Below are 24,473 nucleotides of genomic sequence, written 5' to 3'. Positions count from 1 at the left end.
AACATGGGAGGCGACGTTCTGATTTGCGGCGCAAATTTTACCGGCGCAGATATAAAACGCGTCTCGTTTGAAGGGGCGATCTATGACGAAGCTACCATATTTCCAATCGATTTCAACCCTGTCGCGCGTGGGCTGAAGAAGCAGACGGCGGGCTAAGACGCCCGATATGAGGAGCACGGAGTACCCCGGGTTTCATGGACGTTGGAATAGACCACGCTAAACGGCAACTCTGTTCCCGTCGGACCGCAGGTGAACGCTTACAATTCATATAAATTCGATGGATGCAAGCATGACGTCCGAAGATCGGCAAATAGGCGACCGCCAATTTTAGAGGGCGAAAATAAAAATTGTTCGGCTTGGCTGCTTACAATTAATCTGCGGGACTTAGAGAAATCGCCGGCCTCAAGACATTTCAAACAACGGTGCAATTAGGAAAGGTAATACATCGTGCACGATTGGACACTCGTATCACTGCTATTCGATTGGAAGGAGGCGCGTTTAACCCTTGCTTTACGCAACAGTAATTCCGATTCCGTTTCTTTGGTCGCTTATGGCGTTGTAAGATTCATGGTGCCGAAACAAAATGAATGGGGAGGAAGCGTCATGGTAAATCGGGTTACTGGCCCTACGCAGCAGCCAGATGGAACAGAAGAGCTGCAAATCGAGGTGCAGTCGGGAGACGTCATTCAGATCACAGCAGCTTCATTTGCAGTTCCTTCGTGATTTACGAGCAGATGGTCAGCGCCACTCAGACCATGCATGAACAGGGACATTGATTCCAGGTGAACCGGAAGCTCAATTGGGGAAGCAATTTCGAAACTTGGCTTGCCAGCATTTCCCAGATTCGCAAGAGGAAGAGTTTGGGCAAATTCGCCCATCTATAACCATGAATAAATAGAAGCCATGAACGAACTATTCACAGAAGTTATGGTTTGGAAACGTATTGACGCCTGCTCGGCAGTTCGATATTCCTGCGTGAGCAATTTAGAAACCGGCCTATTTGCGGTGCAAAGTGCGGACTTTTTTCCGATTGCCCCTGAGGAGGAACTCAAAAAATGACTTCACGGCGCAGTTTGCCGAGCTTGTCATCGAGACTTCGCCACGCGAGCGATGTACTTGGTTTAAATCCCTGGCCGATGCAATATTTCATCATGACGAGGTCTTTTCGTGACTGCTCTCATCCACTCCGAGTCGGCTCCCAGCGTCGCTTGTCACAGCGGCGCACCGCAGCCAAGATTCAGTACTAGGGCGAGAATCAGCCCGCGAACGTTCATTGTCCCGCCTACATCGAAGGGCACCCCATGCGCCAGGAACAAGGTCTCCGGCCCGTCGAACGATGGCCATGTGTGGACTTCACTTCCTGGCTTGGAGTCTCAATGAATAATATCTTCAGGGTGCTGATCGCTATTGCGCCTATCTGGATGACGCACGTGAATGCAACGCCGATAGCAAACAAATCCGCGGGCGACGTCGCGCAAGTTTCTATTTCGGCTTTGAAATTGAACGGGCCACGGGCATACCAGAACATCAAATGCGTGAGTACGGCTGTGCGCGCATAATTTCCCAGAAGAAATTTTTTAACCTTTTATTACCGGACTCACCCTCAACAAGCCAGTATCACAATCGGGACGTGCGGGCCGTGATTACCCTTGCCGACGGCCGAAAATACTTGTCAACCGTCTCGGCCTGATAAGAAATGGAAAGGCCATGTTAAGCTCGCCCCACGGACTTTCGTGGAACGCTTATCCTTGGTAAAGCCTGAAAAATGCACATAGTCGCCTTCGCCCGTATCAGCACGTGAGCTGCTGCGTTTCATCGGCCAGCACGCAGCCGGCTGTATCGAACCAGAATGGATAGTTCCCGACATGACGCAGCTGGCGCAAGATTTCATCGAGCGGCAATGAGGCTGCCCCAAACGTAAAAAAAGCCAGGCTAAGCCTGGCTTTTTTTACGTACCGCGCCGATTACTCAGCGGTTGGTGCGTCTTCAACTTCGGTGACTTCTGGACGGTCCATCAGTTCAACGTAAGCCATTGGTGCATTGTCGCCAACGCGGAAACCCATTTTCAGGATACGCAGGTAGCCGCCATTGCGGTTTGCGTAACGTGGGCCGAGTTCGGCGAACAGCTTCAACACCATTTCGCGGTCGCGCAGGCGGGCGAATGCCAGACGCTTGTTTGCCAGCGTGTCGGTCTTGCCCATCGTCAGGATCGGCTCGACTACGCGGCGCAGTTCCTTGGCTTTTGGCACGGTGGTTTTGATGGCTTCATGACGCAGCAGGGAAACGGTCATGTTGCGCAGCATTGCCAGACGGTGGGACGAAGTACGATTCAGCTTGCGAAGGCCGTGACGGTGACGCATGGTAATTCCTTTCGAGTTGTTTAAATCCAGCTCTTCGATCGCCTTTCAGCGCGGGCCGGTTTGTATGGAGTGATAAATGCCCGGAACACCTGTCCCGGACAGTGCTGCAAATTACTTCTCGAGGCCGGCCGGTGGCCAGTTTTCGAGCTTCATGCCCAAGGTCAAGCCGCGCGAAGCCAGCACTTCCTTGATTTCGTTCAGGGACTTGCGGCCCAGGTTCGGCGTCTTGAGCAGTTCGTTTTCCGAACGCTGGATCAGGTCGCCGATGTAGTAAATGTTTTCTGCTTTCAGGCAGTTGGCCGAACGCACGGTCAGTTCCAGGTCGTCGACCGGACGCAGCAGGATCGGATCGACCAGCGGTGCGCGCGAAGGCGCTTCAGCAGCTGCTTCGGTGCCTTCCAGCGCCGCGAACACGTTCAGTTGATCGACCAGCACGCGCGCCGATTGACGGATCGCTTCTTCCGGCGTGATGACGCCGTTGGTCTCGATGTTGATCACCAACTTGTCGAGGTCGGTACGCTGTTCGACGCGAGCCGATTCAACGAAGTACGACACGCGGCGCACCGGCGAGAACGAGGCGTCCAGAATGATGCGGCCGATCGTCTTGTTGGTGTCTTCCGACAGGCGACGCACGTTACCCGGCACATAGCCGCGGCCTTTTTCGACCTTGATCTGCATGTCCAGCTTGCCGCCAGCGGTCAGGTGGGCAATCACGTGGTCTGGATTGATCAGCTCGACGTCATGCGGCAGGTCGATGTCGGAAGCCAGGATCGCGCCTTCGCCTTCCTTTTTCAGGGTCAGCGTGACGGAATCGCGGTTGTGCACTTTGAACACAACGCCCTTCAGGTTCAGCAACAGGTCGACCACGTCTTCTTGCACGCCGTCCAGCGACGAATACTCATGGACAACGCCGGCGATCGTCACTTCGGTTGGCGCGTAGCCGACCATCGACGACAGCAGTACGCGGCGCAACGCATTACCCAATGTATGGCCATAGCCACGCTCGAACGGCTCCATCACGACTTTGGCGTGACCGGCACCGAGGGCTTCTACATCGATAATACGTGGCTTCAACAGACTGTTTTGCATGAAATGTCCTTTTCAATACCCTCGGCTCATTACACCGATAAGGCTGATGGCATTAGTGAAAACGCCCACTTGAATTAAAGTGGGCGGGAGAAAACGAAATTGGTTCCCCGCCTGCGCGGGGACGACCACTGGGCGGACAGCTACGCTGCCCGCAACGTGGTCGATTAACGCGAATACAGTTCGACGATCAGCGATTCGTTGACGTCGTTAGCGATCTCGTTACGCTCTGGGAACGAACGGAAGGTGCCTTCCATTTTCTTCGAGTCAACCGAAACCCAGCTAGGCATACCGACTTGTTCAGCCAGCGACAGGGCTTCAACGATACGCACTTGCTTTTTCGATTTTTCGCGAACAGCGATGACGTCGCCGGTCTTGACAGCGTACGAAGCGATGTTCACAACGTTACCGTTGACGGTGAACGCTTTGTGGCTGACCAGCTGACGCGCTTCGGCGCGGGTCGAGCCGAAGCCCATGCGGTAGCAAACGTTGTCGAGACGCGCTTCCAGCAAACGCAGCAGCGCTTCGCCGGTGTTACCCTTGCGACGGTTTGCTTCAGCGAAGTAGCGGCGGAACTGACGCTCGAGAACGCCGTACATGCGCTTGACTTTTTGCTTTTCGCGCAGCTGGTTACCGTAGTCCGAGGTACGAGCACCGGATTTGACACCGTGCTGGCCTGGCTTGACGTCCAGTTTGCATTTCGAATCGAGCGAACGACGTGCGCTCTTGAGGAACAGGTCCGTACCTTCACGGCGGGACAGTTTTGCTTTAGGTCCGATATAACGTGCCACAATGTTTCCTTTAGAATAATGACGCCCCGGCGGCATCCTGTGATGCTGGCCAGGCGCTAGTCCGTACACAACTGCGTCGGACGGTGGCTGACAATAAACCCGCACGCGAGAACGCGGCAGGCGACAACAGCCGGGCAGTATACCCTATTCGGGGACTGCGCCGGCGATCATCAACGACTAATTTACAACGAACGGCCGGAAACAACGTTCCGGTCGCCAGCGGGCCGTATCAGATACGACGACGCTTTGGTGGACGGCAGCCGTTGTGCGGCACTGGCGTCACGTCCTGGATTTCGGTGATCTTGATACCCAGGTTGTTCAAAGCGCGAACAGCCGATTCACGACCAGGACCTGGGCCCTTGATACGTACTTCGAGGTTCTTCACGCCGCATTCGACAGCGACCTTGCCTGCTGCTTCAGCCGCAACCTGCGCTGCGAACGGGGTCGATTTACGCGAACCCTTGAAGCCAGCACCGCCGGACGTCGCCCACGACAGGGCATTGCCCTGACGATCGGTGATCGTGATGATGGTGTTGTTGAACGATGCGTGGACATGTGCGATGCCTTCAGCGACGTTCTTTTTAACTTTTTTGCGAACGCGCGCTGCTGCGGCGCTGCTTTGTTGCTTAGCCATGGTGTTGTCCTATTATTTCTTAAGCGATTGTGCGGCCTTGCGCGGACCCTTGCGAGTACGGGCATTGGTGCGTGTACGCTGGCCGCGGCAAGGCAGACCTTTACGATGACGCATACCGCGGTAGCAGCCCAGATCCATCAAGCGCTTGATGTTCATGGACAGTTCACGACGCAGATCGCCTTCGACTACGAAAGTGCCGACGGCATCACGCAGTTTTTCCAGTTCGCTGTCGTCCAGGTCCTTGACCTTTTTGTTGGTCGCAACACCCGTTTGTGCGCAGATCTTCTGTGCGCGTGGGCGGCCAACACCGTAGATAGCCGTGAGGCCGATTACGGTGTGCTGATGATTGGGGATATTAACCCCTGCAATACGTGCCATTCGTTATTCCTCAATAAATAACGTTAAATTAACCTTGACGCTGCTTGTGACGCGGTTCCACGCAGATTACGCGGACGACGCCTTTGCGCTTGATGATCTTGCAGTTGCGGCAGATCCGCTTGACTGATGCGAGAACTTTCATATTTGCACTCTCTTATGTTCGGATTGATTACTTAAATTTACTTGGTCCGGAACACGATGCGGGCCCGGCTCAGGTCGTACGGCGTCAACTCCACCGTGACTTTGTCGCCGGGCAGGATGCGGATGTAGTTCATCCGCATTTTACCCGAAATGTGTCCGAGCACCACGTGCCCGTTTTCCAGCTTTACTCGAAACGTTGCATTAGGGAGATTCTCAAGAATCTCGCCCTGCATTTGTATGACGTCGTCTTTTGCCATTCGGTCTGTACACTCCTGGTTCGCGGTAACCGCCGGTTAGCGCGTCGGAATTCCGCCCTTGAAATTTGCCTTGCGCAGCAGCGATTCATATTGCTGCGACATGACGTAGTTTTGTACTTGAGCCATGAAGTCCATGGTGACAACCACAATAATCAACAGGGAAGTACCGCCAAAGTAGAATGGCACTTTCCAACGGGCTTGCATAAATTCCGGCAACAAGCACACTAAAGTGATGTACACCGCACCGGCCAGTGTCAAGCGCATCAGGATCTTGTCGATATAGCGCGCCGTCTGGTCGCCGGGACGAATCCCCGGCACGAAAGCACCGCTCTTCTTCAGGTTATCCGCTGTTTCCTTGCTGTTAAAGACCAGCGCCGTATAGAAGAAACAGAAAAATACGATTGCCACTGCATACAACAGAGCATGGATAGGCTCGCCTGGCCCCATCGATGCCGCCAAGTCTTTCAGGAAGCCGATCACTGGGCTGCTGGAGTCTTTGCCCTTCGTGAACCAGTCCACGATGGTGGCAGGGAACAAGATGATCGACGATGCGAAGATCGGCGGGATCACGCCGGCCATGTTCAGCTTCAAAGGCAGATGGCTGGTTTGACCGCCAACGACTTTGTTGCCAACCTGGCGCTTCGCATAGTTGACCAGGATCTTGCGCTGGCCACGTTCAACAAAAACAACACCAAAAGTAACGAATCCGACCAGGACCACGATAAAGATCGCTGACAGGTTGCCGATAGCGCCACTGGACACGAGCGAAAACAGGCTGCTCAGCGCCGACGGCAGGCCAGCGGCAATGCCGGCAAAGATGATGATCGAAATACCGTTGCCCAGACCACGCTCGGTAATTTGCTCGCCGAGCCACATCAGGAACATCGTACCGGTCAACAGCGATACCACCGCCACGAACCGGAAAGCCATGCCAGGCTCGATCACCAGATTCGGCTGCGATTCCAATGCCACGGCAATCGCCGTCGCCTGGAACAGTGCCAGCACCACCGTGAAGTAGCGCGTGTACTGCGTGATCTTGCGGCGCCCGGATTCGCCTTCTTTCTTCAATGCCTCGATGGCCGGAACTGCAAGGCCGGCCAGCTGCATGATGATCGAAGCCGAAATGTACGGCGTAATACCGAGTGCGAATACTGCCGCGCGCTCCAGCGCGCCACCCGAGAACATGTTGAACATGCCAAGGATGCCGCCTTGATTCCTGCTAAACGTCGCTGCCAGTTCCTCTGGGTTGATCCCTGGAACAGGGACATGGGCACCCAGACGGTACACGACCAATGCGCCGAGCAAAAACCAGAGCCGACCCCAAGGGAAACCGGCCGCTGCACTTTTACCAAGTTGTGAATTAGTCGCCAATTTATGCTCCGATCAAGCTGTTAGCCTGCAACTTACGCTACCGTGCCGCCAGCTGCTTCGATGGCCGCTTTCGCGCCTGCCGTTACTTTCAAGCCTTTGAGGTTCACCGCTTTGGTGATCTCGCCGGACAGGATCACGCGCACATCGCGCGCCAGCACTTGCAGAACGCCTGCTTGCTTGAGCACCAGGATGTCGACATCGCCGACCGCCAGGTTGTTCAAGTCGGACAGACGCACTTCAGCCTTGAACGTTGCATTGAGCGACTTGAAACCACGCTTAGGCAAACGGCGCTGCAGAGGCATCTGACCGCCTTCGAAGCCGACCTTGTGGAAACCGCCCGAACGCGACTTCTGACCTTTGTGGCCACGGCCAGCGGTTTTACCGATGCCCGAACCAATACCACGGCCTACGCGACGCTTGTAATGCTTGGCGCCTTCAGCTGGTTGAATTGTATTCAATTCCATTGTTTTCTCCGTTCATAAGCCCGAAGGCTTACGAAACAACTTTAACGAGGTACGAAACTTTGTTGATCATGCCGCGCACCGAAGGGGTGTCTTCCAGCTCGGAAACCGAGTTGACGCGACGCAGACCCAGACCGCGAACGGTGGCGCGATGCGATTCGCGCGTGCCGATCAGGCCCATGACCAACTGAACTTTGACTGTTTTGGTAGCTTGTGTCATTTTGTCCGCCTTAAGCCAGAATGTCTTCAACCGACTTGCCGCGCTTGGCGGCGATATCGCTTGCAGTACTCATTTTCGACAGACCGTCCAGGGTAGCGCGGACCAGGTTGTAAGGGTTCGACGAGCCCGTGGATTTCGCCACGACATCGGTTACGCCCATTACTTCGAAGATAGCGCGCATGGCGCCACCCGCGATTACCCCGGTACCAGGCTTGGCAGGCATCATCATTACTTTCGATGCGCCGTGACGGCCGGTGACTGTGTGGTGCAAAGTACCGTTCTTCAGAGGAACCTTGATCAGGTTACGACGGGCTTCTTCCATTGCCTTCTGCACGCCCACTGGCACTTCTTTCGATTTGCCCTTGCCCATGCCGATACGGCCATCGCCGTCGCCCACAACGGTCAGTGCTGCAAAACCCATGATACGACCACCCTTGACCACTTTGGTCACGCGGTTGATCGCGATCATCTTTTCGCGCATGCCATCATCCGGCTTGTCGCTTTGCATTTTCGCTTGCATTTTTGCCATGACGATTCTTCCTTAGAACTTCAGACCGGCTTCACGCGCGGCTTCTGCCAACGCCTTCACACGGCCGTGGTAACGGAAACCGGAGCGGTCGAACGCAACTTCGGTAATCCCTGCTTTCAGTGCTTTCTCGGCGACGCGCTTGCCAATCAGTGCGGCAGCGGCGGCATTGCCACCCTTGCCGGACTTGCCTGCCAGTTCGGCGCGAACTTCGGCTTCGGCGGTGGACGCCGAAACCAGGATTTTCGCGTCCGGGCTGATCAGGTTGGCGTAAATGTGCTGGTTGGTACGATGTACCGACAGACGATTTACTTTCAGTTCCGCGATCTTGATGCGGGTCTGGCGTCCACGACGCAGACGTGATTCTTTCTTGTCCATGGTCAGCCCTATTATTTCTTCTTGGTTTCTTTAAGCTTAACCACTTCGTCCACATAGCGGACGCCCTTGCCTTTGTAAGGCTCGGGGGAGCGGTAAGCGCGCACTTCTGCAGCGACCTGACCAACCTGTTGACGATCGATACCCTTGATGATGATTTCGGTCGGGGTTGGGGTGGCGCAAGTCACGCCTGCTGGCATCGAGTGCACAACAGGGTGCGAGAAACCCAGCGAGAGGTTCAGCTTGTCGCCGGCGGCCTGGGCTTTGTAGCCCACGCCCACCAGGGACAGCTTCTTCTCGAAGCCTTTGGTCACGCCGGTCACCATATTGTTGACCAGGGCACGCAAGGTGCCGGACATCGCGTTCGACTCACGGCTGTCGTCGACGACGTCGAAACTCAGCGTGCCATCTTTGTTTTCTACTTTTACCAGGCCGTTCAGGGCCTGGGTCATGGTGCCCAACGGGCCCTTGACGGTGATCGCTGCTGCAGTGATCGCCACATCGGCGCCAGCTGGGACAGCGATCGGCATTTTAGCTACTCGGGACATTGTCGATACTCCTTAAGCCACGTAGCAAATAACTTCGCCGCCGACACCGGTGGCGCGTGCTTTGCGGTCCGTCATGACGCCTTGCGGGGTCGACACGATCGCCACACCCAGGCCATTCATCACGGTAGGGATGTCATCTTTGCCTTTGTAGACGCGCAGGCCCGGACGGGACACACGCTCTAAACGCTCGATGACGGGACGGCCAACGTAATACTTCAAACCGATCTTCAGTTCCGCCTTGCCACCAGCTGCGGTGACGGCGAAATCTTCAATGTAACCCTCGTCCTTGAGGACGACAGCAATCGCTACTTTAACTTTCGACGATGGCATGGCCACGGTCGTTTTTTGGACACCTTGTGCGTTGCGAATGCGGGTCAGCATATCGGCGATAGGATCGCTCATACTCATTGCATATTCTCCTATTACCAGCTTGCTTTAGTCATACCCGGAATCTCACCACGCATGGCAAATTCACGGAGCTTGATACGGGCCAGACCGAATTTACGGAATGTGCCACGTGGACGGCCGGTCACGGCGCAGCGGTTACGCTGGCGGGTCGGGGCCGAGTTGCGCGGCAATGCCTGCAACTTCAGACGGGCTTCATAGCGCTCTTCTTCCGACTTAGACTGGTCGTCGATGATGGCTTTCAGAGCGGCACGCTTCGGGGCGAATTTCTCCACCAGGTCTGCACGCTTCTGTTCGCGGTTAATCAGTGCTAGTTTTGCCATGATCTCAGTTTCTGAACGGAAATTTAAAGGCGGCGAGCAGAGCTTTCGCTTCGTCGTCGGTCTTAGCGGTTGTCGTGATGCTGATATTCATACCGCGCAACGCGTCAATCTTGTCGTACTCGATTTCAGGGAAAATGATCTGTTCCTTGACACCGATGTTGTAGTTACCACGGCCATCGAACGAACGGCCGTTGACGCCACGGAAGTCACGCACGCGCGGCAGAGCCACGGTGATGAAGCGATCCAGGAATTCGTACATACGGGCACCACGCAGGGTGACCATGGTACCGATTGGATAGCCTTCACGGATCTTGAAACCCGCGATTGCCTTGCGCGACTTGGTGGTCACTGGCTTCTGGCCGGCGATCTTGGTCAGATCGGCGACAGCGTGCTCGAGAACCTTCTTGTCGGCGATTGCTTCACCAACACCCATGTTCAGGGTGATCTTGGTCAGGCGCGGCACTTCCATTGCCGATTTGTAGCCAAATTTGGCGACCAGGTCGGCAACGACCTTATCTTTATAAAATGCTTGGAGACGGGCCATGATGTCTTAAACCTTCACTACTTCGCCGGAGGACTTGAAAACGCGGACTTTCTTGCCGTCTACGTCTTTGAAGCCCACGCGGTCTGCCTTGCCAGTCGCTGCATTAAACAATGCAACGTTGGACACGTGAATCGGCATTGTCTTGTCGACGATACCACCAGTTACACCGGTCATTGGGTTCGGCTTGGTCGCTTTTTTAGCGACGTTGACGCCTTCAACCACGACATGCTCAGCATCGATACGTTGCTGAACAACACCGCGTTTGCCCTTGTCTTTCCCGGTCAGAACGATGACTTCGTCGTTTTTACGAATCTTATCCATTACGACTCCTTACAGGACTTCAGGTGCCAGGGACACGATCTTCATGAACTTTTCAGTGCGCAGTTCGCGCGTGACTGGTCCAAAAATACGGGTACCGATCGGCTCGAGCTTGGCGTTGAGCAAAACAGCAGCATTGCCGTCGAACTTCACCAGGGAGCCGTCTTGGCGGCGCACACCTTTAGCGGTACGCACAACCACAGCGTTATAAATTTCACCTTTTTTGACACGGCCGCGTGGCGCAGCAACCTTGACGGTTACCTTGATCACGTCGCCAATGCCAGCATAACGGCGCTTGGAACCGCCCAATACCTTGATGCACATGACTTCTTTGGCACCTGTATTGTCGGCTACTTCGAGCCGGCTTTCAGTTTGAATCATAGTATTCTCTTTCCCAACTTAAGCCGAAGAATCCCCACAATGTGGGCCTGCGGTCAGTCTTGGTCCCGCCAACCTCCCCTGCTGGGTCGATTGATTGGGTGATGGACTTTCCAAAAACTTTCGTTGCAGGCCGCGGCCACCGGGGTGACTAAAAATGCGGCGTTACATGAACGAAGCCCGCTAGTATCACATAATACTGGCGGGCCCGCAAGAACTTTTATCCGGAAGCTGGCTGCTGCACAACAAATGTGCAACACCCCCATCCGGCACCACTGGCATTACTGGAAGGATGCCCCCGCTTGCGCTTGAGCCACCCTGCCGTCTTCAAGTCTTAGATAACCTGCGCCGCTTGCACGACACGAGTAACAGTCCAAGCCTTCGTTTTCGAGATCGGACGACCTTCTTGAATCTCGACCGTATCACCGGTCTTGACCGAGTTGGTCTCGTCATGCGCGTGATACTTGTTCGAGCGCATGATGATCTTGCCGTACAAAGGGTGCTTGACGTGACGCTCGATCAGGACGGTAACAGTCTTGTCCATCTTGTCGGAAACCACTTTACCGACCAAGGTGCGCTTCAGGGCGACTTTAGTAGTTTCGGTCATTTGGCTTCCTTCGAGTTCATGACAGTCTTCACACGCGCGATGTCGCGGCGTACCTTCTTGAGTTGCGAAGTGTTGCTCAGCTGTTGCGTAGCGATTTGCATGCGCATGCCGAACTGTGCCTTCAACAAATCATTCAGCTCTTTCTGGAGAGCTGCCTGGTCTTTGCCGCGGAGTTCTGTTGCTTTCATATACGACTCCTTTTATTGGCCGACTTGGCGGATGACAAACGTCGTCGCCAGTGGCAGTTTGGCGGCGGCCAGACGGAACGCTTCCCGGGCCAGCGTCTCATCGACGCCGTCCATTTCGTACAGTACCTTGCCTGGCTGAATTTCAGCGACGTAGTACTCCGGGTTACCTTTACCGTTACCCATACGAACTTCAGCTGGCTTGTTCGAAATTGGCTTGTCCGGGAAAATACGGATCCAAATACGACCACCGCGCTTGATGTGACGGGTCATGGCACGACGAGCTGCTTCGATCTGACGTGCTGTGATACGGCCGCGGGCAACTGCCTTCAGACCGAATTCACCGAACGAGACAGCGGTGCCGCGGGTGTGCGAAATGCCGGTGTTACGGCCTTTCTGCTCTTTACGATACTTCCTGCGTGCTGGTTGCAGCATGATTATTCTCCTGCTTTCTCAGCTGGTGCAGCAGCAGCCGCTTCCGGCTTCTTCACTGCGACTGCAGGACGAGCACGGACGACTGGAGCGCCAGTTGGGGTTGAACCTGGACGGCCTGGAGCACCGGCTGGACGCGGACGGCCTGCTGGCTTGCCATCGTCACGGCGCGGACCGCGGCTCTTCTTCTCGTCGGCCGGGGTATCGATCACTGGTGCGTCGCCGTTCGGCGCGCGGTCACCTTTGTATACCCAGACCTTGACGCCGATGATGCCGTAGGTCGTTGCTGCTTCGCTGGTACCGTAGTCGATATCGGCGCGCAGGGTGTGCAGAGGCACGCGGCCTTCGCGATACCACTCTTTACGTGCGATTTCGATACCGTTCAAGCGGCCCGACGACATGATCTTGATGCCCAGGGCACCCAGACGCATGGCGTTTTGCATGGCGCGCTTCATGGCGCGGCGGAACATGATCCGCTTTTCCAGCTGCTGCGAGATCGAATCGGCGATCAGCTGCGAGTCGATTTCCGGCTTGCGGATTTCTTCGATGTTCACGTGCACAGGAACGCCCATGATCTTGGTCAGCGCCGACTTCAGTACTTCGATGTCTTCGCCTTTTTTACCAATGACCACGCCTGGACGCGAGCTGTAGATCGTGAAGCGCGCGTTCTTGGCAGGACGCTCGATGACGATGCGGCCGACCGAAGCGTTCTTCAGTTTCTTTTTCAGGAACGCACGTGCCTTGAGATCTTCGTTGAGCATTTGGGCAAAGTTACCATTGCCCGCGTACCAACGCGATGCCCAGTTACGGGTTACTGACAGGCGAAAGCCTGTTGGATGAATCTTCTGTCCCATCGTGACCCCTTAGTTGCCGACAGTCACGTAGATGTGACAGGATTGTTTTGAGATGCGATCACCCCGGCCTTTAGCGCGTGCAGTGAAGCGCTTCAGGATAGGACCCTTTTCAACGTAGATCTGGACGACCTTCAGCTCGTCGATGTCAGCGCCATCATTGTGCTCGGCGTTCGCGATGGCGGACTCCAGAACCTTCTTGATGATCGTTGCACCTTTTTTCGGGCTGAACTGCAAGATGTTGAGTGCTGCATCAACCTTCTTGCCACGGATCAGATCGGCAACCAGACGACCTTTTTGGTCGGACAGGCGCACACCTTTGAGGATAGCTTTGGTTTCCATTATTTCTTCGCCTTCTTGTCAGCGGCATGGCCCTTGAACGTACGGGTCAGTGCGAATTCGCCGAGCTTGTGACCAACCATGTTCTCGGAGATGTATACCGGCACGTGCAGCTTGCCGTTATGCACTGCGATCGTCAGGCCGATGAAGTCTGGCGAGATCGTCGAACGGCGCGACCAGGTTTTGACTGGCTTCTTGTCTTTGTTCGCTTGCGCGGTTTCGACTTTTTTCACCAGGTGGGCGTCGATAAACGGCCCTTTTTTCAATGAACGTGTCATGTCTTATCCTTATTTCTTGCCGCGGCGCGAGACGATCATCGAAGTCGTACGCTTGTTACGGCGCGTCTTCTTACCCTTCGTCTGTTGGCCCCAAGGCGACACTGGATGACGACCAGCTGCGGTTTTACCTTCACCACCACCGTGCGGGTGATCGACCGGGTTCATGACCACACCGCGAACGGTAGGACGAACACCGCGCCAGCGCATCGCGCCAGCTTTACCGATCTTGCGCAGGCTGTGCTCGGCATTACCGACTTCGCCAACCGTTGCACGGCATTCGATGTGCACGCGGCGCACTTCACCCGAGCGCAGACGCACTTGAGCGTAGGTACCTTCGCGCGCCATCAGAACAACACCAGCGCCGGCGGTACGTGCCATCTGGGCACCTTTACCTGGCAGCATCTCGACGCAATGCATCACGGTGCCGACTGGGATGTTACGGATAGGCAGGCAGTTGCCCGACTTGATAGGCGCTTCCGAACCATTCATCACCGAATCGCCAACGGACATGCCCTTGGTGGCGATGATGTACTGGCGCTCACCGTCCGCATAGCACAGCAGGGCGATGTTCGCGGTACGGTTTGGATCGTATTCGATACGCTCGACCTTTGCCGGAATACCATCCTTCTGACGCTTGAAGTCGATCAGGCGATAGTGCTGCTTATGACCACCGCCGATGTGGCGGGTGGTGATGTGACCGTTGTTGTTACGGCCGGCAGTTTTCGATTTCTTTTCAACCAGAGCTGCGAACGGACGACCTTTGTACAGGTCCGGGTTCACAACCTTCACCATGCCGCGACGGCCTGGTGAGGTTGGTTTCATCTTTACGAGTGCCATTATTTAGCCTCCTCGGAGAAGTTGATTTCCTGGCCAGGCTTCAGGCACACGAAAGCACGCTTGGTATGGTTGCGACGGCCATTGAAACGGCCCGAACGCTTTTGCTTACCTTCGCGATTGGCTGTCTGCACCGACAGCACTTCAACCTTGAACAACAGTTCAACGGCTGCCTTGATTTCAGGCTTGGTCGCATCCGGCAATACGCGGAACACGATCTGCTCGTTCTTTTCCGCGACCATGGTGGCCTTCTCGGAAATGACTGGCGCCTGGAGCACCTTCATCAGGCGCTCTTCGGAAAATTTGATTACGCCGCTCATGCGAACATCTCCTCGATCATGGCCAGTGCTGCTTTGGTGACCACGATTTTTTTGTAGAACACCAGCGACATCGGATCAGCGTGCTTCGGCTCGACGACCAGCACGTTAGGCAGGTTGCGCGATGCCAGCAGCAGGTTTTCTTCGAGCTTGTCGGTGATGATCATGACCGATTCCAGACCCATGCCCTGCAGCTTTTGCGACAGCAGCTTGGTCTTAGGAGCATCCAGGTTCATGCCTTCAACCACGACCAGACGCTCTTCGCGTGCCAGTTGCGACAAGATCGAGCAGATACCTGCGCGGTACATCTTCTTGTTCACTTTGTGGGTGAAGTTTTCGTCAGGCGAGTTCGGGAAAATCCGACCGCCGCCGCGCCACAGTGGCGAGGACGACATACCAGCACGCGCGCGGCCGGTACCTTTTTGGCGCCATGGCTTCTTGGTCGTGTGGTGAACTTCTTCACGATCTTTCTGCTTGCGGTTACCGCTACGTGCGTTGGCAGCGTAAGCGACGACGATCTGGTGGATCAGGGCTTCGTTGTAGTCACGACCGAAAACGGTATCGGCTGCGGCGACGTTCGAACCTGCTTGACCTTGCTCATTCAGAAGCTTGAGTTCCATAATTAAGCTCCCTTCTGAACTTTGGATTTAATGGCTGGCGAAACGATCACCTGACCATTTTTCGCACCTGGTACGGCACCTTTGACCAGCAACAGCTGACGGTCGGCATCGATACGGGCGATTTCGAGATTCTGTACGGTACGATTCACGTCACCGAGGTGACCGGTCATGCGCTTACCAGGGAAAACACGACCTGGATCCTGCGCCATACCGATGGAACCTGGAACATTGTGCGAACGCGAGTTACCGTGCGTTGCGCGACCGGAAGCGAAGTGGTAACGCTTGATGACGCCGGCGTAACCCTTACCGATCGTGACGCCTTGGACGTCGATCTTCTGACCGACTTCGAACAGGGAAGCGGCAACAACGTCGCCAGCTTTCAGTTCGGCAGCTTTACCAGCATCAACGCGGAATTCGCGCAACATGGTACCTGCTTCGACGCCAGCTTTGGCGTGGTGACCCGCAACAGCTTTGTTCACGCGGGAAGCGCGACGTTGACCGAATGCGACCTGAACAGCGGAGTAACCATCTGTTTCAGGGGTTTTGATTTGTGCGACACGGTTGTTCGACACGTCCAGAACGGTGACAGGGATCGAATCCCCTTCATCCGTAAAGATGCGCATCATTCCAACCTTGCGACCGAGAAGGCCTAGGCTCATTTTTTCTCCATTCCCACCTGCGATTGGGCGGGGCTGACTGTTTAACTACCAAGTAAAGGACAGATTCAAAAACACACGAATCCATACCGAAGCCGGCTAGGATAGCATGCAAAAAGGCTTGACGCAACAACTTAGTTGGAGGTATGTCGATGTGTTGTACCGCGGGGGATGCGGGGGTGTTGCGGGGGATGTTCAAGGCGGTAAAAACGCCCAAAAGCGGCTATTGCCGGCGCGTTTCGCTGACTGTTTATCCGTCTCCCCCGCGCAGGCGGGGGCCCATGGCACCTCGGATCAAAGCTGCCGCCGCCATGGGAAGACGGTTTGCGCCGGAGCTGCGATTGACGACAGCGGCCTGCGGCGTTTCATCGCGCCAGCGGCTGTCCGCCCGACCCGATCCGCAAGCGCAGCCAGAACTGCACCATCCGCTCCCACAGCCCGCGCCGCACCTTGCCCGTGCGCAGGCGCGTCTCGCCCGCCATCGGCACCGCCATTTCCCAGCGCACCGGATAAATATTCACGCGCTTGGTATACCGGCTCAGCAGCGCGGTGGTTTCCACCCCGGCAAAATCCAGGTGCCGGTCCAGCAGGAACACGAACATCGGCTCGATATGCTGCTTCTTGCCGCGCATGCTCACCTCCACGCAGGACGGCAGGATCACGCCATCGCTCAGGGTAGTGTTGGCCGCCACAATATAATGCCCGAGCGGGTCGAGCGGCACCGCGTCCAGGCTGGTCGGGCGCACGAAGGACTCGCCATTGCCCAGGTTGACCTCTTCATCGATCGCCCATTCCCAGATGGGATAGGAGGCAAAGTCAGCATGCGTGACCTTGCGGATGGAGCGGCGGATAGCAAGATCTGGGGTCATGGACAGGGTGGCGAAGCTTCTAGGTAACCTCGCCAGTTTATGGCCAGCGGTGATTTCTGTCCAGCAACGCCCAGCCGGCGTGACCGGAAAACCTCAAAACAAAAATATAAGGCTTGCCTACGAATCAAGTGCGCCCATATACAGGCTGGCAAGCACGTTGTATATTACGACCGGAAATTGCAACACTGTAATTTTGTTATCGAGCGCCACAGCGTTGGCGTGAAGTGTCCCTCAACCCGTTACAAGGAGTTATACATGGCAATCAGTTTGCAAAAAGGCGGCAACGTCAACCTGAGCAAGGAAGCTCCGGGACTGACCAAGGTCGTCATCGGCCTCGGCTGGGATCCGCGTGCGACCGACGGCAGCGCGTTCGACCTCGACGGCAGCGCCTTCATGCTCAAGGCCGACGGCAAGGTCCGCGCCGACGCCGACTTCATTTTCTACAACAACCTCAAGTCGAGCGACGGTTCGGTGGTGCACGGCGGTGACAACACCTCGGGCGCCGGCGAAGGCGACGACGAACAGGTGCGCATCGACCTGAGCGCGGTGCCGGCCGAGATCGACAAGGTATCGTTCTGCGTGACCATTCACGAAGCCGAAACGCGTAAGCAGAACTTCGGCATGGTCGGCAAGGCGTACATCCGCTGCCTGAACGCCGACGGCGACAAGGAACTGGCCCGTTACGACCTATCGGAAGACGGCTCGACCGAAACGGCCATGATCTTCGGCGAGCTCTATCGCGCCGGCGCGGAATGGAAGTTCAAGGCCATCGGCCAGGGCTTCAAGGGCGGCCTGGGGCCACTGGCCAAGTCGTTCGGCGTCAACGCGTAAAGCACGACCCGCCGGTCCTCGCCCGCAAGGATGGCTGCCCCGGGGCGGCGCCTTGCGGGCGTTGTGACGTGTGGGGGGTGTGTATGCATGAGTGCGGCCGTGAGCGTGCCGGGCCGCCGCCCTCCCCCGTCGTTCCCGCCTGCGCGGGAACGACGGTTTTAAGGTCACTGATCATTCTATCTCCACCTTTCGAACGGACACCATGGAAAACTTATCTCGCGGGCAGCGTCTGCCGCTGGCCAACATCGCCCCCAACGGCCGCTTCGACATCGGCCTGAACGCCGCCGGCCTGCGGCTCGACTTCGCCTGCTTCGGCCTCGGCGCCGACGGCAAGCTGCTCGATGAGTCGTACATGACCTTCTTCAACCAGCCGCGCACGCCCTGCGGCGGCGCCGAACTGATCGCCATCCCCGGCGACCTGCTCGGTTTCAGCATCGATACCCGCCTGCTGCCGGCCAACATCGACCAGCTGGCGATCACCGCCAGCGTCGACGGCGACGGCACCATGTCCCAGCTCGGCGGCAGCTACCTGCGCCTGCTCGCCGGCACCGAAGAAAAAGCGCGCTTCGCCTTTTCCGGCGCCGATTTCGCCCAGGAACGCGCCATCATGCTGGGCAATCTGTACCGCAAGGATGGCCAATGGCGCTTCATGGCCGTCGGCCAGGGCTTCAACGGCGGACTCGACGCGCTGGTAGCCCACTTCGGCGGCGCCGTGGCTGCGCCTGACGCCGCCCCGGTGGCCGCACCAGCGCCCCGCCCGGCTTCCGAGCCCGGCCGCATCTCGCTCGAAAAACGCATCGAAAGCAAGGCGCCCCACCTGGTCAGCCTGGTCAAGCACGCCACCGTCTCGCTGGAAAAAGCGGGCCTGGCCAACCACCGCGCCAAGGTCGCCCTGGTGCTCGACATCTCCGCCTCCATGGGTATGCTCTACCGCAAGGGCCTGGTGCAGCAATTTGCCGACCGCGTCCTGGCCCTGGGCTGCAAATTCGACGACGATGGCGAAATCGACGTGTTCCTGTTCGGAACCGGCATCCACCAGCCGGCGCCCATGAATCTCGGCAACGCCCTGACCTATGTGCGCGACGTGGTCCAGGCCCACCCGCTCGAAGGCGGCACCAACTACGGCAAGGCGATGGAAGCGGTGCGCCGCTTCTATTTCCCGGACGCCAACGGCGGCGCGCGCACCAGCGCGGTCACGGCGCCGCTCCCGGTGTACGTCATGTTCGTCACCGACGGTTCCACCTCCGACGAAGCGCTGACGGAAAAACAGCTGCGCTGGGCCAGCCACGAACCGATCTTCTGGCAATTCATGGGCATCGGCAGGGGCAGGAAATCGAAAAAGCGCTTTTTCCACGTCGGGCCCACCGACTTCCCCTTCCTCGAAAAACTCGATGAACTGTCCGGACGCCTGATCGACAATGCCGACTTCTTCTCGGTCGAATCGCCCGATGAATATTCCGATTCCGAGCTGTACGACCTGCTCATGGCAGAATACCCGGGCTGGATAAAACTGGCCAAACAACACCGCCTGCTCGCCTAGTACGACAGCAACAATGACGATTCAATAAGAAAGCAACTCATGCGTGTCTGGTTCAACAGGACGTTCTCGTCCGTGTACGCGGCAATCGGCCTCATCCGCGAAGCCGATCTGGAAGGCCGTTTCCATCTCATTTACACCAATGCCAATCCGCACGCCGTCGCCGGACGCGTCGCCCACGAATTCTTCGTCGAGCCAACCGGCCTGGACAACGACGCCTACATCGCCTGGTGCCTGGACTTTTGCCGCGAGCACCGGATCGACATATTCATCCCCGGCCGCCTGTCGACCGAGCTGGCGAGCGCGCACGCGCGCTTTGAAGCCCAGGGCACGCGCGTGCTCAGCGCCGCCTCGCAGGAACAGCTCGAACTGATCCACGACAAGGCGCGTTTCTACGCCACCACCAACCTGCCCGGCGCGCCGGTGGCCGAATTCCGCGTGTTCGACAACGTCGCCCAGTTCGACGCCGCCTACGCCGAGCTGCGCGCGCGTTATCCCACGCTGTGCGTCAAGCCCTCGCGCTCGGTGTACGGCCTGGGCTTTGCCATCCTCGACGAGGAACGCAGCAGCGCCGCCCTGCTGCTGGCCGGCGCCGAATATCATATCGGCCGCGACGACATGCGCCGCGGTCTGGCCGAGCTGGGCGAATTTCGCACCATGCTGCTGATGGCCTACCTCGATGGCGTCGAATACAGCGTCGACTGCGTGGGCGACCATGGCCGCCTGGTGTGCGCGGTGGCGCGCAAGAAGCCGATGAAAGCCGGCAGCGGCCAGCTGATCGACATGCGCGACGACATCATGGAAGCGACCGCCGAGCTGGCCCGCATCCATGGCCTGAACGGCGTGTTCAACGTCCAGTTCCGCGAAGGCGACGGCAAGCTGCACCTGCTCGAAATCAACCCGCGCATGTCGGGCGGCATCGGCATGGCCTGCGTGGCCGGCCCCAACCTGCCCTACATCGCCCTGTGCGGCTTTGCCGACGGTTTCGACAAGGTCGCCGTGCCGCCGGTGCGTGACGGCATCCGCGTGGCCGAACTGACTGCCCCGGCCGAGCTGACCTCGGTGGACCTGGTGTGAGCATGGCGCAAGCACCCGAGCGCCATCGCCTGAGCCTGCCCACGGGCGAACTCGAACTCGACATCCACGACAGCGCCTTCGCGCTGGACGACGTGATGGGCTTTGCCGCGCGCGCCAACGCCAAGCGCGGCTTCCTGTTCCTGAGCAAGGTGCTGGGCAAGCACTGGCCGGTCACACCTGGCATGATGCGCAAGGTGCACCAGAGCCTGGCCGACACCGTGCCTGAATTGCCCGGCCCGGTGGTCTTCATCGCCATGGCCGAAACCGCCATTGGCCTGGGCCAGGGCGTGTTCGAAGCCTGGCTGGCCGCCCATCCCGGGCGCGAAGGCTTGTTCCTGCACACCTCGCGCTACCGGGTCGGCGCCGCCCCCATCATCGAATTCGAGGAAGCGCACAGCCACGCCCCGCGCCAGTTCCTGCACATGCCGCCGGACGCGCATACGCGCGACCTGCTCCTCAATGCCAGGGCCCTGGTGCTGGTCGACGATGAAGCGAGCACCGGCAACACCTTCCTCAACCTGACCGACGCCTGCCGCAAGCTCAATCCCGGCATCGCCCACGTGCACCTGGCGACGATTACCAACTTCATGGGCGCCACGGCCACCGCCGCCCTGAGCGAGCGCTTCGGCCTGCCGGTGACGATGGGTGCGCCGGTCAGCGGCGAGTACCGTTTCACGCCCGGCCAGCTGGCCAGCGCCAGCGCCCCGGCCCAGCTGTTCGATGCCTCCGCCGACCGTGGCGCCAGCGGCGAGTTCGGCCGCTACGGCCTGCACCGCGCCCTCACCTTGCCCGATGGCCTGGCCGAACGCCTGGCGGGCGACGTCAAGCCCGGCGAGCGCATGCTGGTGCTCGGCACGGGCGAATTCATGCACCCGTCCTACCTGCTCGGCGCAGCGCTGGAACAACTGGGCGTGAACGTCGTTGTGCAATCGACCACACGCTCGCCGATCCTGACCTGGGGCGCCGTGACAGCCGCGCTCACGTTCCCGGACAATTATGGGGAGGGTGTCGCCAATTTCCTGTATAACGTCACCCCCGGCCAATACGAGCACGTCGTCATTTGCCACGAAACCGCGCCCCAACGCGCGCTGCTGGACCTTGCAGACACGCTCAAAGCGCGTCTTTTCCACTTTAAGACCGAGACCCATGTTGAAGAAGTTTCATAAATTCCTGTTCGCCGACCTGGACGACACCCTGTTCCAGTCGCTGGAAAAGTGCGAGGGCCGCGGCTTGCCGATCGAAGCGGCCGCCTTCCTCAAGGATGGCAGCCCGATCTCGTACACCACGCCCGGCCAGCGCGCCTTTCTCGCCTTTGCCCAGGATGGCATGACGATGATCCCCACCACGGCGCGCAACCTGAACGCGTTCCAGCGCGTGGGCATCGACTTCCACAGCTACGCCGTGCTCGACTACGGCGGGGTCATCCTGCTGCCCGACGGCAGCGTCGATCAGGAATGGCTGGAACACATGCGCGGCGCCATGCAAGCCGCCCTGCCCGGCCTGCAAGAATTGGCGGGGCTGATCGACGCCTGGGCCGGGCGCACCGGTTTCGGCAACCGCGCGCGCCTGATCGAGGATTTCGACACGCCCTTCTATCTGGTGGTCAAGGACCCGCAAAAAATCGCGGCCAACCTGGAGCCGATCGAGCGCGACGTGGTCCAACCATGGATTGACGATGGTGGCCGCGACTACTTCATCCATCGCAACGGCAACAATCTGGCGATTCTGCCCAAGGCGCTGAACAAATCGCACGCGGTGGCGCACGTGAGCGCGCGCCTGCGCGCCGAACATGGCGATATCCTGACCTTCGGCATGGGCGACAGCAAATCGGACGCGCGCTTCATGGCCGCCTGCGACTACGCCATCGTTCCGAGCCGCACCCAGCTCGCCGGCCTCACCCTGGAGACCCTATGAATTTTTCCGGCAGTTACCGTTCGGAAGACGTCAGCTTCCTGCTCAAGCCGCTGGCGATGCAGGACTTCGTCGATGTCCCGGAAAAAGAATTCCTGATCCAGTCGGGCCAGCGCCACTACAGCGAAATGCTCTCGCCCGAATCGCTGCCGTCGGAGCGCTACCTGGCGGTGTTTCGCGAAGCGTGCGCCGCCAACACGGCGCGCATGGCGCGCGACTGCCTGACCCTGGCCGGCCTGATCGCCCAGCGCCGCAGCGGCCCGGTGACCCTGGTATCGCTGGCGCGCGCCGGCACCCCGGTCGGCGTGGTGCTCAACAGCCTGCTGCCAAAAGTCTACGGCCGCGCCAGCACCCATTACTCGGTATCGATCATCCGCGACCGCGGCATCGACCTGGTCGCGCTCGAACACATCCTGGCGCAGGGCCACGCGCCCGAATCGATCGTCTTCATCGATGGCTGGACCGGCAAGGGCGTGATTTCGCGCGAATTGTCCGCCGCCATCGATGAATTCAATGCCCGCCGCGGCACGGCGATTGACGGCGGCCTGTACGTGCTGTCCGACCTGGCCGGCAGCGCCGCCTGCGCCGCGTCCTGCGACGACTACCTGATTCCGTCGAGCATACTGAACGCCACCGTGTCCGGCCTGATCAGCCGCTCGATCCTGAACGATGCAATCGGCCCGGGCGACTTCCACGGCTGCGTGTACTATCAGCAGTTCGAGGCGCACGACCAGTCGCAAAGCTTCGCCGACGGCCTGGTGGCCGCCGCGCTGGACATCGCCGCGGCCGGCACCGCGCAGCAGGTCCAGGCGGTCGACCGCGAGCAGGCCGGCGCCGTTTCGCGCGCCTACATGCTGGCCGCGCTGGACCAGCATGGCATTACCGACGTCAACATGATCAAGCCCGGCATCGGCGAAGCGACCCGCGTGTTGCTGCGCCGCAGCCCGCGTCTCTTGATCCTGCGCGACGCCGGCGCGCCCGACGTGGCCCACCTGGCCCTGCTGGCGCAGGAAAAGAATATCCCCGTGATCGTCGACCGCGCGTTGCCGTATCACGCCGTTTCATTGATCAGGAGTGCACTGGATGGTTAAGTCGATGGGAGCGTCGCTGTACGTGCCGGCGAATCACAAATACCTGATGGAAGTGGCCAATGGCGAGCGCATGGGGCACGTGCGCTCGCTGATTTTCTGCACCGAGGACGCGGTCGCCGACGCCGACCTGAGCTGGGCGCTGTTCAACCTGTCCGTTGTGCTGGCCAATATGAGGACCGAGGGCGTGGCCGAGCGCTTCGTGCGCGTGCGCAATCCCGAGGTCATGGCGCGCGTGCTGGCCATGCCGGGCGCCGACAAGCTGGCCGGCTTCGTGATCCCGAAAGCCACGCGCTACAACTTCGATGCCTACTTCAAGCAGATCCGCAATACCGATCACATGCTCATGCCCACGCTGGAAACGGCCGAAGTGTTCAACGACTGGGAAATGCGGCAATTTCGCAAGATGCTCGAAGGGCCCGGCGTGCGCCAGCGCATCCTGGCGCTGCGCATCGGCGGCAACGATCTGCTGGCCCTCTTGGGCCTGCGCCGTCCGCGCACCATGACCCTGTACCGCACTCCCCTGGGGCCGGTGATCGCGCGCCTGGTCACCACCTTCCGTCCCTACGGTTTCGTGCTGACCGCGCCCGTGTTCGAGCACCTCGACCTGCCCGAACTGCTCGACCAGGAAGTGGCCGAGGACCTGGCCCACGGCATGGTCGGCAAGACCGCCATCCACCCGAGCCAGATCGCGCCGATCGAGCAGCATTACCGGGTCAAGCCGAACGACCTGGCGGCGGCCAGGGCCATTCTCGACGTCGACGCGCCGGCCGTGTTCAAGATGCATAATTCGATGTGCGAAGTGGCCACCCACCGCGCCTGGGCCGAACGCACCATCGAACAATCGAATGTGTTTGGCGCTCATCACGACCACCCTCCGATGAGCTCGGCAATTCCACGGGAACTTTGAACCTGATTTGAGTGA

Annotated in this window: 39 protein-coding genes; 10 read left to right on the top strand and 29 right to left on the bottom strand. The window is 58.5% G+C overall.

What is annotated here, in order from left to right; translation table 11 throughout:
* Nucleotides 1-447: 447 nt before the first annotated feature.
* The 3 genes from RBA40_RS14025 (at nucleotide 448) to RBA40_RS14015 (ending at nucleotide 1,559) form a co-directional block, all read left to right on the top strand.
* Nucleotides 448-723, top strand: coding sequence for a hypothetical protein (locus tag RBA40_RS14025; protein WP_306648434.1), 276 nt, complete (start codon nucleotides 448-450; stop codon nucleotides 721-723).
* Nucleotides 724-903: 180 nt separating this feature from the next.
* Nucleotides 904-1,059 carry a hypothetical protein gene (locus RBA40_RS14020; RefSeq protein WP_306648433.1) on the top strand — a complete coding sequence of 52 codons (156 nt, stop codon included), beginning with the start codon at nucleotides 904-906 and terminating at the stop codon, nucleotides 1,057-1,059.
* Nucleotides 1,060-1,376: 317 nt separating this feature from the next.
* The gene (locus tag RBA40_RS14015; RefSeq protein WP_306648432.1) at nucleotides 1,377-1,559 is read left to right on the top strand and encodes a hypothetical protein; all 183 of its coding nucleotides are present in this window, start codon (nucleotides 1,377-1,379) and stop codon (nucleotides 1,557-1,559) included.
* A gap of 405 nt (nucleotides 1,560-1,964) precedes the next feature.
* On the opposite strand, the gene rplQ is transcribed toward RBA40_RS14015, so the two are convergent.
* The 29 genes from rplQ to RBA40_RS13870 all read right to left on the bottom strand — a co-directional run bounded on the left by rplQ (nucleotide 1,965) and on the right by RBA40_RS13870 (nucleotide 17,104).
* Nucleotides 1,965-2,360 (bottom strand): 50S ribosomal protein L17, encoded by a 396-nt coding sequence (rplQ, locus tag RBA40_RS14010; protein WP_099873839.1) that lies wholly within the window; start codon nucleotides 2,358-2,360, stop codon nucleotides 1,965-1,967.
* 111 nt (nucleotides 2,361-2,471) lie between these two features.
* Nucleotides 2,472-3,449: a DNA-directed RNA polymerase subunit alpha gene (locus RBA40_RS14005; protein WP_054265842.1), complete on the bottom strand. Its 978-nt coding sequence runs from the start codon at nucleotides 3,447-3,449 to the stop codon at nucleotides 2,472-2,474.
* Nucleotides 3,450-3,613: 164 nt separating this feature from the next.
* Entirely contained in the window at nucleotides 3,614-4,237 is a 624-nt protein-coding gene (gene rpsD, locus RBA40_RS14000; RefSeq protein ID WP_054265841.1) for a 30S ribosomal protein S4, read from the bottom strand.
* Between the two features lie 229 nt (nucleotides 4,238-4,466).
* Entirely contained in the window at nucleotides 4,467-4,871 is a 405-nt protein-coding gene (gene rpsK, locus RBA40_RS13995; protein ID WP_008444339.1) for a 30S ribosomal protein S11, read from the bottom strand.
* A 12-nt stretch (nucleotides 4,872-4,883) separates the two neighbouring features.
* The gene (gene rpsM / locus RBA40_RS13990) at nucleotides 4,884-5,249 is read right to left on the bottom strand and encodes a 30S ribosomal protein S13 (RefSeq protein WP_054265840.1); all 366 of its coding nucleotides are present in this window, start codon (nucleotides 5,247-5,249) and stop codon (nucleotides 4,884-4,886) included.
* 28 nt (nucleotides 5,250-5,277) lie between these two features.
* Nucleotides 5,278-5,391 (bottom strand): 50S ribosomal protein L36, encoded by a 114-nt coding sequence (gene rpmJ, locus RBA40_RS13985; RefSeq protein WP_010394471.1) that lies wholly within the window; start codon nucleotides 5,389-5,391, stop codon nucleotides 5,278-5,280.
* A gap of 37 nt (nucleotides 5,392-5,428) precedes the next feature.
* Nucleotides 5,429-5,647, bottom strand: a complete 219-nt coding sequence (infA, locus tag RBA40_RS13980) for a translation initiation factor IF-1 (protein WP_005663428.1) — start codon at nucleotides 5,645-5,647, stop codon at nucleotides 5,429-5,431.
* Between the two features lie 36 nt (nucleotides 5,648-5,683).
* Nucleotides 5,684-7,018 carry a preprotein translocase subunit SecY gene (gene secY, locus RBA40_RS13975; RefSeq protein WP_099873838.1) on the bottom strand — a complete coding sequence of 445 codons (1,335 nt, stop codon included), beginning with the start codon at nucleotides 7,016-7,018 and terminating at the stop codon, nucleotides 5,684-5,686.
* Nucleotides 7,019-7,050: 32 nt separating this feature from the next.
* Complete coding sequence (rplO, locus tag RBA40_RS13970; RefSeq protein WP_054265838.1) at nucleotides 7,051-7,482, bottom strand: 50S ribosomal protein L15; 432 nt, start codon at nucleotides 7,480-7,482, stop codon at nucleotides 7,051-7,053.
* Between the two features lie 28 nt (nucleotides 7,483-7,510).
* On the bottom strand, nucleotides 7,511-7,699 hold the full coding sequence (rpmD, locus tag RBA40_RS13965) for a 50S ribosomal protein L30 (RefSeq protein WP_054265837.1): 189 nt from the start codon (nucleotides 7,697-7,699) through the stop codon (nucleotides 7,511-7,513).
* A gap of 10 nt (nucleotides 7,700-7,709) precedes the next feature.
* On the bottom strand, nucleotides 7,710-8,228 hold the full coding sequence (rpsE, locus tag RBA40_RS13960) for a 30S ribosomal protein S5 (RefSeq protein ID WP_054265836.1): 519 nt from the start codon (nucleotides 8,226-8,228) through the stop codon (nucleotides 7,710-7,712).
* 12 nt (nucleotides 8,229-8,240) lie between these two features.
* Nucleotides 8,241-8,603, bottom strand: a complete 363-nt coding sequence (gene rplR / locus RBA40_RS13955; protein WP_054265835.1) for a 50S ribosomal protein L18 — start codon at nucleotides 8,601-8,603, stop codon at nucleotides 8,241-8,243.
* Nucleotides 8,604-8,614: 11 nt separating this feature from the next.
* Nucleotides 8,615-9,148, bottom strand: a complete 534-nt coding sequence (gene rplF, locus RBA40_RS13950; RefSeq protein WP_054265834.1) for a 50S ribosomal protein L6 — start codon at nucleotides 9,146-9,148, stop codon at nucleotides 8,615-8,617.
* A gap of 12 nt (nucleotides 9,149-9,160) precedes the next feature.
* Nucleotides 9,161-9,556, bottom strand: coding sequence for a 30S ribosomal protein S8 (gene rpsH / locus RBA40_RS13945; protein WP_054265833.1), 396 nt, complete (start codon nucleotides 9,554-9,556; stop codon nucleotides 9,161-9,163).
* Between the two features lie 14 nt (nucleotides 9,557-9,570).
* Nucleotides 9,571-9,876 (bottom strand): 30S ribosomal protein S14, encoded by a 306-nt coding sequence (gene rpsN / locus RBA40_RS13940; protein WP_054265832.1) that lies wholly within the window; start codon nucleotides 9,874-9,876, stop codon nucleotides 9,571-9,573.
* A 4-nt stretch (nucleotides 9,877-9,880) separates the two neighbouring features.
* On the bottom strand, nucleotides 9,881-10,420 hold the full coding sequence (gene rplE / locus RBA40_RS13935; RefSeq protein ID WP_054265831.1) for a 50S ribosomal protein L5: 540 nt from the start codon (nucleotides 10,418-10,420) through the stop codon (nucleotides 9,881-9,883).
* 6 nt (nucleotides 10,421-10,426) lie between these two features.
* Entirely contained in the window at nucleotides 10,427-10,741 is a 315-nt protein-coding gene (gene rplX / locus RBA40_RS13930; RefSeq protein ID WP_099873836.1) for a 50S ribosomal protein L24, read from the bottom strand.
* Between the two features lie 9 nt (nucleotides 10,742-10,750).
* Nucleotides 10,751-11,119 (bottom strand): 50S ribosomal protein L14, encoded by a 369-nt coding sequence (gene rplN, locus RBA40_RS13925; RefSeq protein ID WP_008444317.1) that lies wholly within the window; start codon nucleotides 11,117-11,119, stop codon nucleotides 10,751-10,753.
* Nucleotides 11,120-11,450: 331 nt separating this feature from the next.
* Nucleotides 11,451-11,723 carry a 30S ribosomal protein S17 gene (rpsQ, locus tag RBA40_RS13920; protein ID WP_054265829.1) on the bottom strand — a complete coding sequence of 91 codons (273 nt, stop codon included), beginning with the start codon at nucleotides 11,721-11,723 and terminating at the stop codon, nucleotides 11,451-11,453.
* Nucleotides 11,720-11,911 carry a 50S ribosomal protein L29 gene (rpmC, locus tag RBA40_RS13915; protein WP_054265828.1) on the bottom strand — a complete coding sequence of 64 codons (192 nt, stop codon included), beginning with the start codon at nucleotides 11,909-11,911 and terminating at the stop codon, nucleotides 11,720-11,722. The genes rpsQ and rpmC overlap by 4 nt, the downstream gene beginning before the upstream one ends.
* A 12-nt stretch (nucleotides 11,912-11,923) precedes the next feature.
* A complete protein-coding gene (rplP, locus tag RBA40_RS13910) occupies nucleotides 11,924-12,343 on the bottom strand; it encodes a 50S ribosomal protein L16 (RefSeq protein WP_054265827.1) in 420 nt (139 codons plus the stop codon).
* A gap of 2 nt (nucleotides 12,344-12,345) precedes the next feature.
* Nucleotides 12,346-13,194: a 30S ribosomal protein S3 gene (rpsC, locus tag RBA40_RS13905; protein ID WP_054265826.1), complete on the bottom strand. Its 849-nt coding sequence runs from the start codon at nucleotides 13,192-13,194 to the stop codon at nucleotides 12,346-12,348.
* Nucleotides 13,195-13,203: 9 nt separating this feature from the next.
* Nucleotides 13,204-13,536, bottom strand: coding sequence for a 50S ribosomal protein L22 (gene rplV / locus RBA40_RS13900; RefSeq protein ID WP_181002795.1), 333 nt, complete (start codon nucleotides 13,534-13,536; stop codon nucleotides 13,204-13,206).
* Nucleotides 13,533-13,808, bottom strand: coding sequence for a 30S ribosomal protein S19 (rpsS, locus tag RBA40_RS13895; RefSeq protein ID WP_054265824.1), 276 nt, complete (start codon nucleotides 13,806-13,808; stop codon nucleotides 13,533-13,535). The genes rplV and rpsS overlap by 4 nt, the downstream gene beginning before the upstream one ends.
* A gap of 9 nt (nucleotides 13,809-13,817) precedes the next feature.
* On the bottom strand, nucleotides 13,818-14,645 hold the full coding sequence (gene rplB, locus RBA40_RS13890) for a 50S ribosomal protein L2 (RefSeq protein WP_054265823.1): 828 nt from the start codon (nucleotides 14,643-14,645) through the stop codon (nucleotides 13,818-13,820).
* A complete protein-coding gene (gene rplW, locus RBA40_RS13885) occupies nucleotides 14,645-14,962 on the bottom strand; it encodes a 50S ribosomal protein L23 (protein ID WP_054265822.1) in 318 nt (105 codons plus the stop codon). The genes rplB and rplW overlap by 1 nt, the downstream gene beginning before the upstream one ends.
* The gene (gene rplD, locus RBA40_RS13880; protein WP_099873835.1) at nucleotides 14,959-15,579 is read right to left on the bottom strand and encodes a 50S ribosomal protein L4; all 621 of its coding nucleotides are present in this window, start codon (nucleotides 15,577-15,579) and stop codon (nucleotides 14,959-14,961) included. The genes rplW and rplD overlap by 4 nt, the downstream gene beginning before the upstream one ends.
* A 2-nt stretch (nucleotides 15,580-15,581) precedes the next feature.
* Entirely contained in the window at nucleotides 15,582-16,238 is a 657-nt protein-coding gene (gene rplC, locus RBA40_RS13875) for a 50S ribosomal protein L3 (protein WP_099873834.1), read from the bottom strand.
* A gap of 362 nt (nucleotides 16,239-16,600) precedes the next feature.
* Nucleotides 16,601-17,104 carry a hypothetical protein gene (locus tag RBA40_RS13870; RefSeq protein WP_306648431.1) on the bottom strand — a complete coding sequence of 168 codons (504 nt, stop codon included), beginning with the start codon at nucleotides 17,102-17,104 and terminating at the stop codon, nucleotides 16,601-16,603.
* A gap of 255 nt (nucleotides 17,105-17,359) precedes the next feature.
* Here RBA40_RS13870 and RBA40_RS13865 point away from each other — a divergent pair, with 255 nt between their 5' ends.
* The 7 genes from RBA40_RS13865 (at nucleotide 17,360) to RBA40_RS13835 (ending at nucleotide 24,458) form a co-directional block, all read left to right on the top strand.
* A complete protein-coding gene (locus tag RBA40_RS13865) occupies nucleotides 17,360-17,935 on the top strand; it encodes a TerD family protein (protein ID WP_306648430.1) in 576 nt (191 codons plus the stop codon).
* A 202-nt stretch (nucleotides 17,936-18,137) separates the two neighbouring features.
* Entirely contained in the window at nucleotides 18,138-19,475 is a 1,338-nt protein-coding gene (locus RBA40_RS13860; RefSeq protein ID WP_306648429.1) for a VWA domain-containing protein, read from the top strand.
* A gap of 39 nt (nucleotides 19,476-19,514) precedes the next feature.
* The gene (locus RBA40_RS13855; protein ID WP_306648428.1) at nucleotides 19,515-20,549 is read left to right on the top strand and encodes an ATP-grasp domain-containing protein; all 1,035 of its coding nucleotides are present in this window, start codon (nucleotides 19,515-19,517) and stop codon (nucleotides 20,547-20,549) included.
* Between the two features lie 2 nt (nucleotides 20,550-20,551).
* Nucleotides 20,552-21,715 carry a phosphoribosyltransferase domain-containing protein gene (locus RBA40_RS13850; RefSeq protein WP_306648427.1) on the top strand — a complete coding sequence of 388 codons (1,164 nt, stop codon included), beginning with the start codon at nucleotides 20,552-20,554 and terminating at the stop codon, nucleotides 21,713-21,715.
* Complete coding sequence (locus RBA40_RS13845) at nucleotides 21,696-22,463, top strand: HAD family hydrolase (RefSeq protein WP_306648426.1); 768 nt, start codon at nucleotides 21,696-21,698, stop codon at nucleotides 22,461-22,463. Before RBA40_RS13850 ends, RBA40_RS13845 begins: the two co-directional genes overlap by 20 nt.
* Nucleotides 22,460-23,551 (top strand): cysteine protease StiP family protein, encoded by a 1,092-nt coding sequence (locus RBA40_RS13840; RefSeq protein ID WP_306648425.1) that lies wholly within the window; start codon nucleotides 22,460-22,462, stop codon nucleotides 23,549-23,551. Before RBA40_RS13845 ends, RBA40_RS13840 begins: the two co-directional genes overlap by 4 nt.
* Nucleotides 23,544-24,458, top strand: coding sequence for an HpcH/HpaI aldolase/citrate lyase family protein (locus RBA40_RS13835; protein ID WP_306648424.1), 915 nt, complete (start codon nucleotides 23,544-23,546; stop codon nucleotides 24,456-24,458). The genes RBA40_RS13840 and RBA40_RS13835 overlap by 8 nt, the downstream gene beginning before the upstream one ends.
* Nucleotides 24,459-24,473: the final 15 nt, after the last annotated feature.

This window comes from Massilia pseudoviolaceinigra, from assembly GCF_030846505.1.
GTDB lineage: Bacteria > Pseudomonadota > Gammaproteobacteria > Burkholderiales > Burkholderiaceae_D > Telluria_A > Telluria_A violaceinigra.
Note: the sequence above shows the minus strand (reverse complement) of the source record. Positions and strands in the feature narration are given on the sequence as shown.

Bases quoted from the DNA above. Each gene is read 5' to 3' on its own strand.
- RBA40_RS14020 (WP_306648433.1), top strand. From the start codon at position 904: ATGAACGAACTATTCACAGAAGTTATGGTTTGGAAACGTATTGACGCC.
- RBA40_RS14015 (WP_306648432.1), top strand. From the start codon at position 1,377: ATGAATAATATCTTCAGGGTGCTGATCGCTATTGCGCCTATCTGGATG.
- rplQ (WP_099873839.1), bottom strand. From the start codon at position 2,360: ATGCGTCACCGTCACGGCCTTCGCAAGCTGAATCGTACTTCGTCCCAC.
- RBA40_RS14005 (WP_054265842.1), bottom strand. From the start codon at position 3,449: ATGCAAAACAGTCTGTTGAAGCCACGTATTATCGATGTAGAAGCCCTC.
- rpsK (WP_008444339.1), bottom strand. From the start codon at position 4,871: ATGGCTAAGCAACAAAGCAGCGCCGCAGCAGCGCGCGTTCGCAAAAAA.
- rpsM (WP_054265840.1), bottom strand. From the start codon at position 5,249: ATGGCACGTATTGCAGGGGTTAATATCCCCAATCATCAGCACACCGTA.
- rpmJ (WP_010394471.1), bottom strand. From the start codon at position 5,391: ATGAAAGTTCTCGCATCAGTCAAGCGGATCTGCCGCAACTGCAAGATC.
- infA (WP_005663428.1), bottom strand. From the start codon at position 5,647: ATGGCAAAAGACGACGTCATACAAATGCAGGGCGAGATTCTTGAGAAT.
- rplO (WP_054265838.1), bottom strand. From the start codon at position 7,482: ATGGAATTGAATACAATTCAACCAGCTGAAGGCGCCAAGCATTACAAG.
- rpmD (WP_054265837.1), bottom strand. From the start codon at position 7,699: ATGACACAAGCTACCAAAACAGTCAAAGTTCAGTTGGTCATGGGCCTG.
- rpsE (WP_054265836.1), bottom strand. From the start codon at position 8,228: ATGGCAAAAATGCAAGCGAAAATGCAAAGCGACAAGCCGGATGATGGC.
- rplR (WP_054265835.1), bottom strand. From the start codon at position 8,603: ATGGACAAGAAAGAATCACGTCTGCGTCGTGGACGCCAGACCCGCATC.
- rplF (WP_054265834.1), bottom strand. From the start codon at position 9,148: ATGTCCCGAGTAGCTAAAATGCCGATCGCTGTCCCAGCTGGCGCCGAT.
- rpsH (WP_054265833.1), bottom strand. From the start codon at position 9,556: ATGAGTATGAGCGATCCTATCGCCGATATGCTGACCCGCATTCGCAAC.
- rpsN (WP_054265832.1), bottom strand. From the start codon at position 9,876: ATGGCAAAACTAGCACTGATTAACCGCGAACAGAAGCGTGCAGACCTG.
- rplE (WP_054265831.1), bottom strand. From the start codon at position 10,420: ATGGCCCGTCTCCAAGCATTTTATAAAGATAAGGTCGTTGCCGACCTG.
- rplX (WP_099873836.1), bottom strand. From the start codon at position 10,741: ATGGATAAGATTCGTAAAAACGACGAAGTCATCGTTCTGACCGGGAAA.
- rplN (WP_008444317.1), bottom strand. From the start codon at position 11,119: ATGATTCAAACTGAAAGCCGGCTCGAAGTAGCCGACAATACAGGTGCC.
- rpsQ (WP_054265829.1), bottom strand. From the start codon at position 11,723: ATGACCGAAACTACTAAAGTCGCCCTGAAGCGCACCTTGGTCGGTAAA.
- rpmC (WP_054265828.1), bottom strand. From the start codon at position 11,911: ATGAAAGCAACAGAACTCCGCGGCAAAGACCAGGCAGCTCTCCAGAAA.
- rplP (WP_054265827.1), bottom strand. From the start codon at position 12,343: ATGCTGCAACCAGCACGCAGGAAGTATCGTAAAGAGCAGAAAGGCCGT.
- rpsC (WP_054265826.1), bottom strand. From the start codon at position 13,194: ATGGGACAGAAGATTCATCCAACAGGCTTTCGCCTGTCAGTAACCCGT.
- rpsS (WP_054265824.1), bottom strand. From the start codon at position 13,808: ATGACACGTTCATTGAAAAAAGGGCCGTTTATCGACGCCCACCTGGTG.
- rplB (WP_054265823.1), bottom strand. From the start codon at position 14,645: ATGGCACTCGTAAAGATGAAACCAACCTCACCAGGCCGTCGCGGCATG.
- rplW (WP_054265822.1), bottom strand. From the start codon at position 14,962: ATGAGCGGCGTAATCAAATTTTCCGAAGAGCGCCTGATGAAGGTGCTC.
- rplD (WP_099873835.1), bottom strand. From the start codon at position 15,579: ATGGAACTCAAGCTTCTGAATGAGCAAGGTCAAGCAGGTTCGAACGTC.
- rplC (WP_099873834.1), bottom strand. From the start codon at position 16,238: ATGAGCCTAGGCCTTCTCGGTCGCAAGGTTGGAATGATGCGCATCTTT.
- RBA40_RS13870 (WP_306648431.1), bottom strand. From the start codon at position 17,104: ATGACCCCAGATCTTGCTATCCGCCGCTCCATCCGCAAGGTCACGCAT.
- RBA40_RS13865 (WP_306648430.1), top strand. From the start codon at position 17,360: ATGGCAATCAGTTTGCAAAAAGGCGGCAACGTCAACCTGAGCAAGGAA.
- RBA40_RS13860 (WP_306648429.1), top strand. From the start codon at position 18,138: ATGGAAAACTTATCTCGCGGGCAGCGTCTGCCGCTGGCCAACATCGCC.
- RBA40_RS13855 (WP_306648428.1), top strand. From the start codon at position 19,515: ATGCGTGTCTGGTTCAACAGGACGTTCTCGTCCGTGTACGCGGCAATC.
- RBA40_RS13850 (WP_306648427.1), top strand. From the start codon at position 20,552: ATGGCGCAAGCACCCGAGCGCCATCGCCTGAGCCTGCCCACGGGCGAA.
- RBA40_RS13845 (WP_306648426.1), top strand. From the start codon at position 21,696: ATGTTGAAGAAGTTTCATAAATTCCTGTTCGCCGACCTGGACGACACC.
- RBA40_RS13840 (WP_306648425.1), top strand. From the start codon at position 22,460: ATGAATTTTTCCGGCAGTTACCGTTCGGAAGACGTCAGCTTCCTGCTC.
- RBA40_RS13835 (WP_306648424.1), top strand. From the start codon at position 23,544: ATGGTTAAGTCGATGGGAGCGTCGCTGTACGTGCCGGCGAATCACAAA.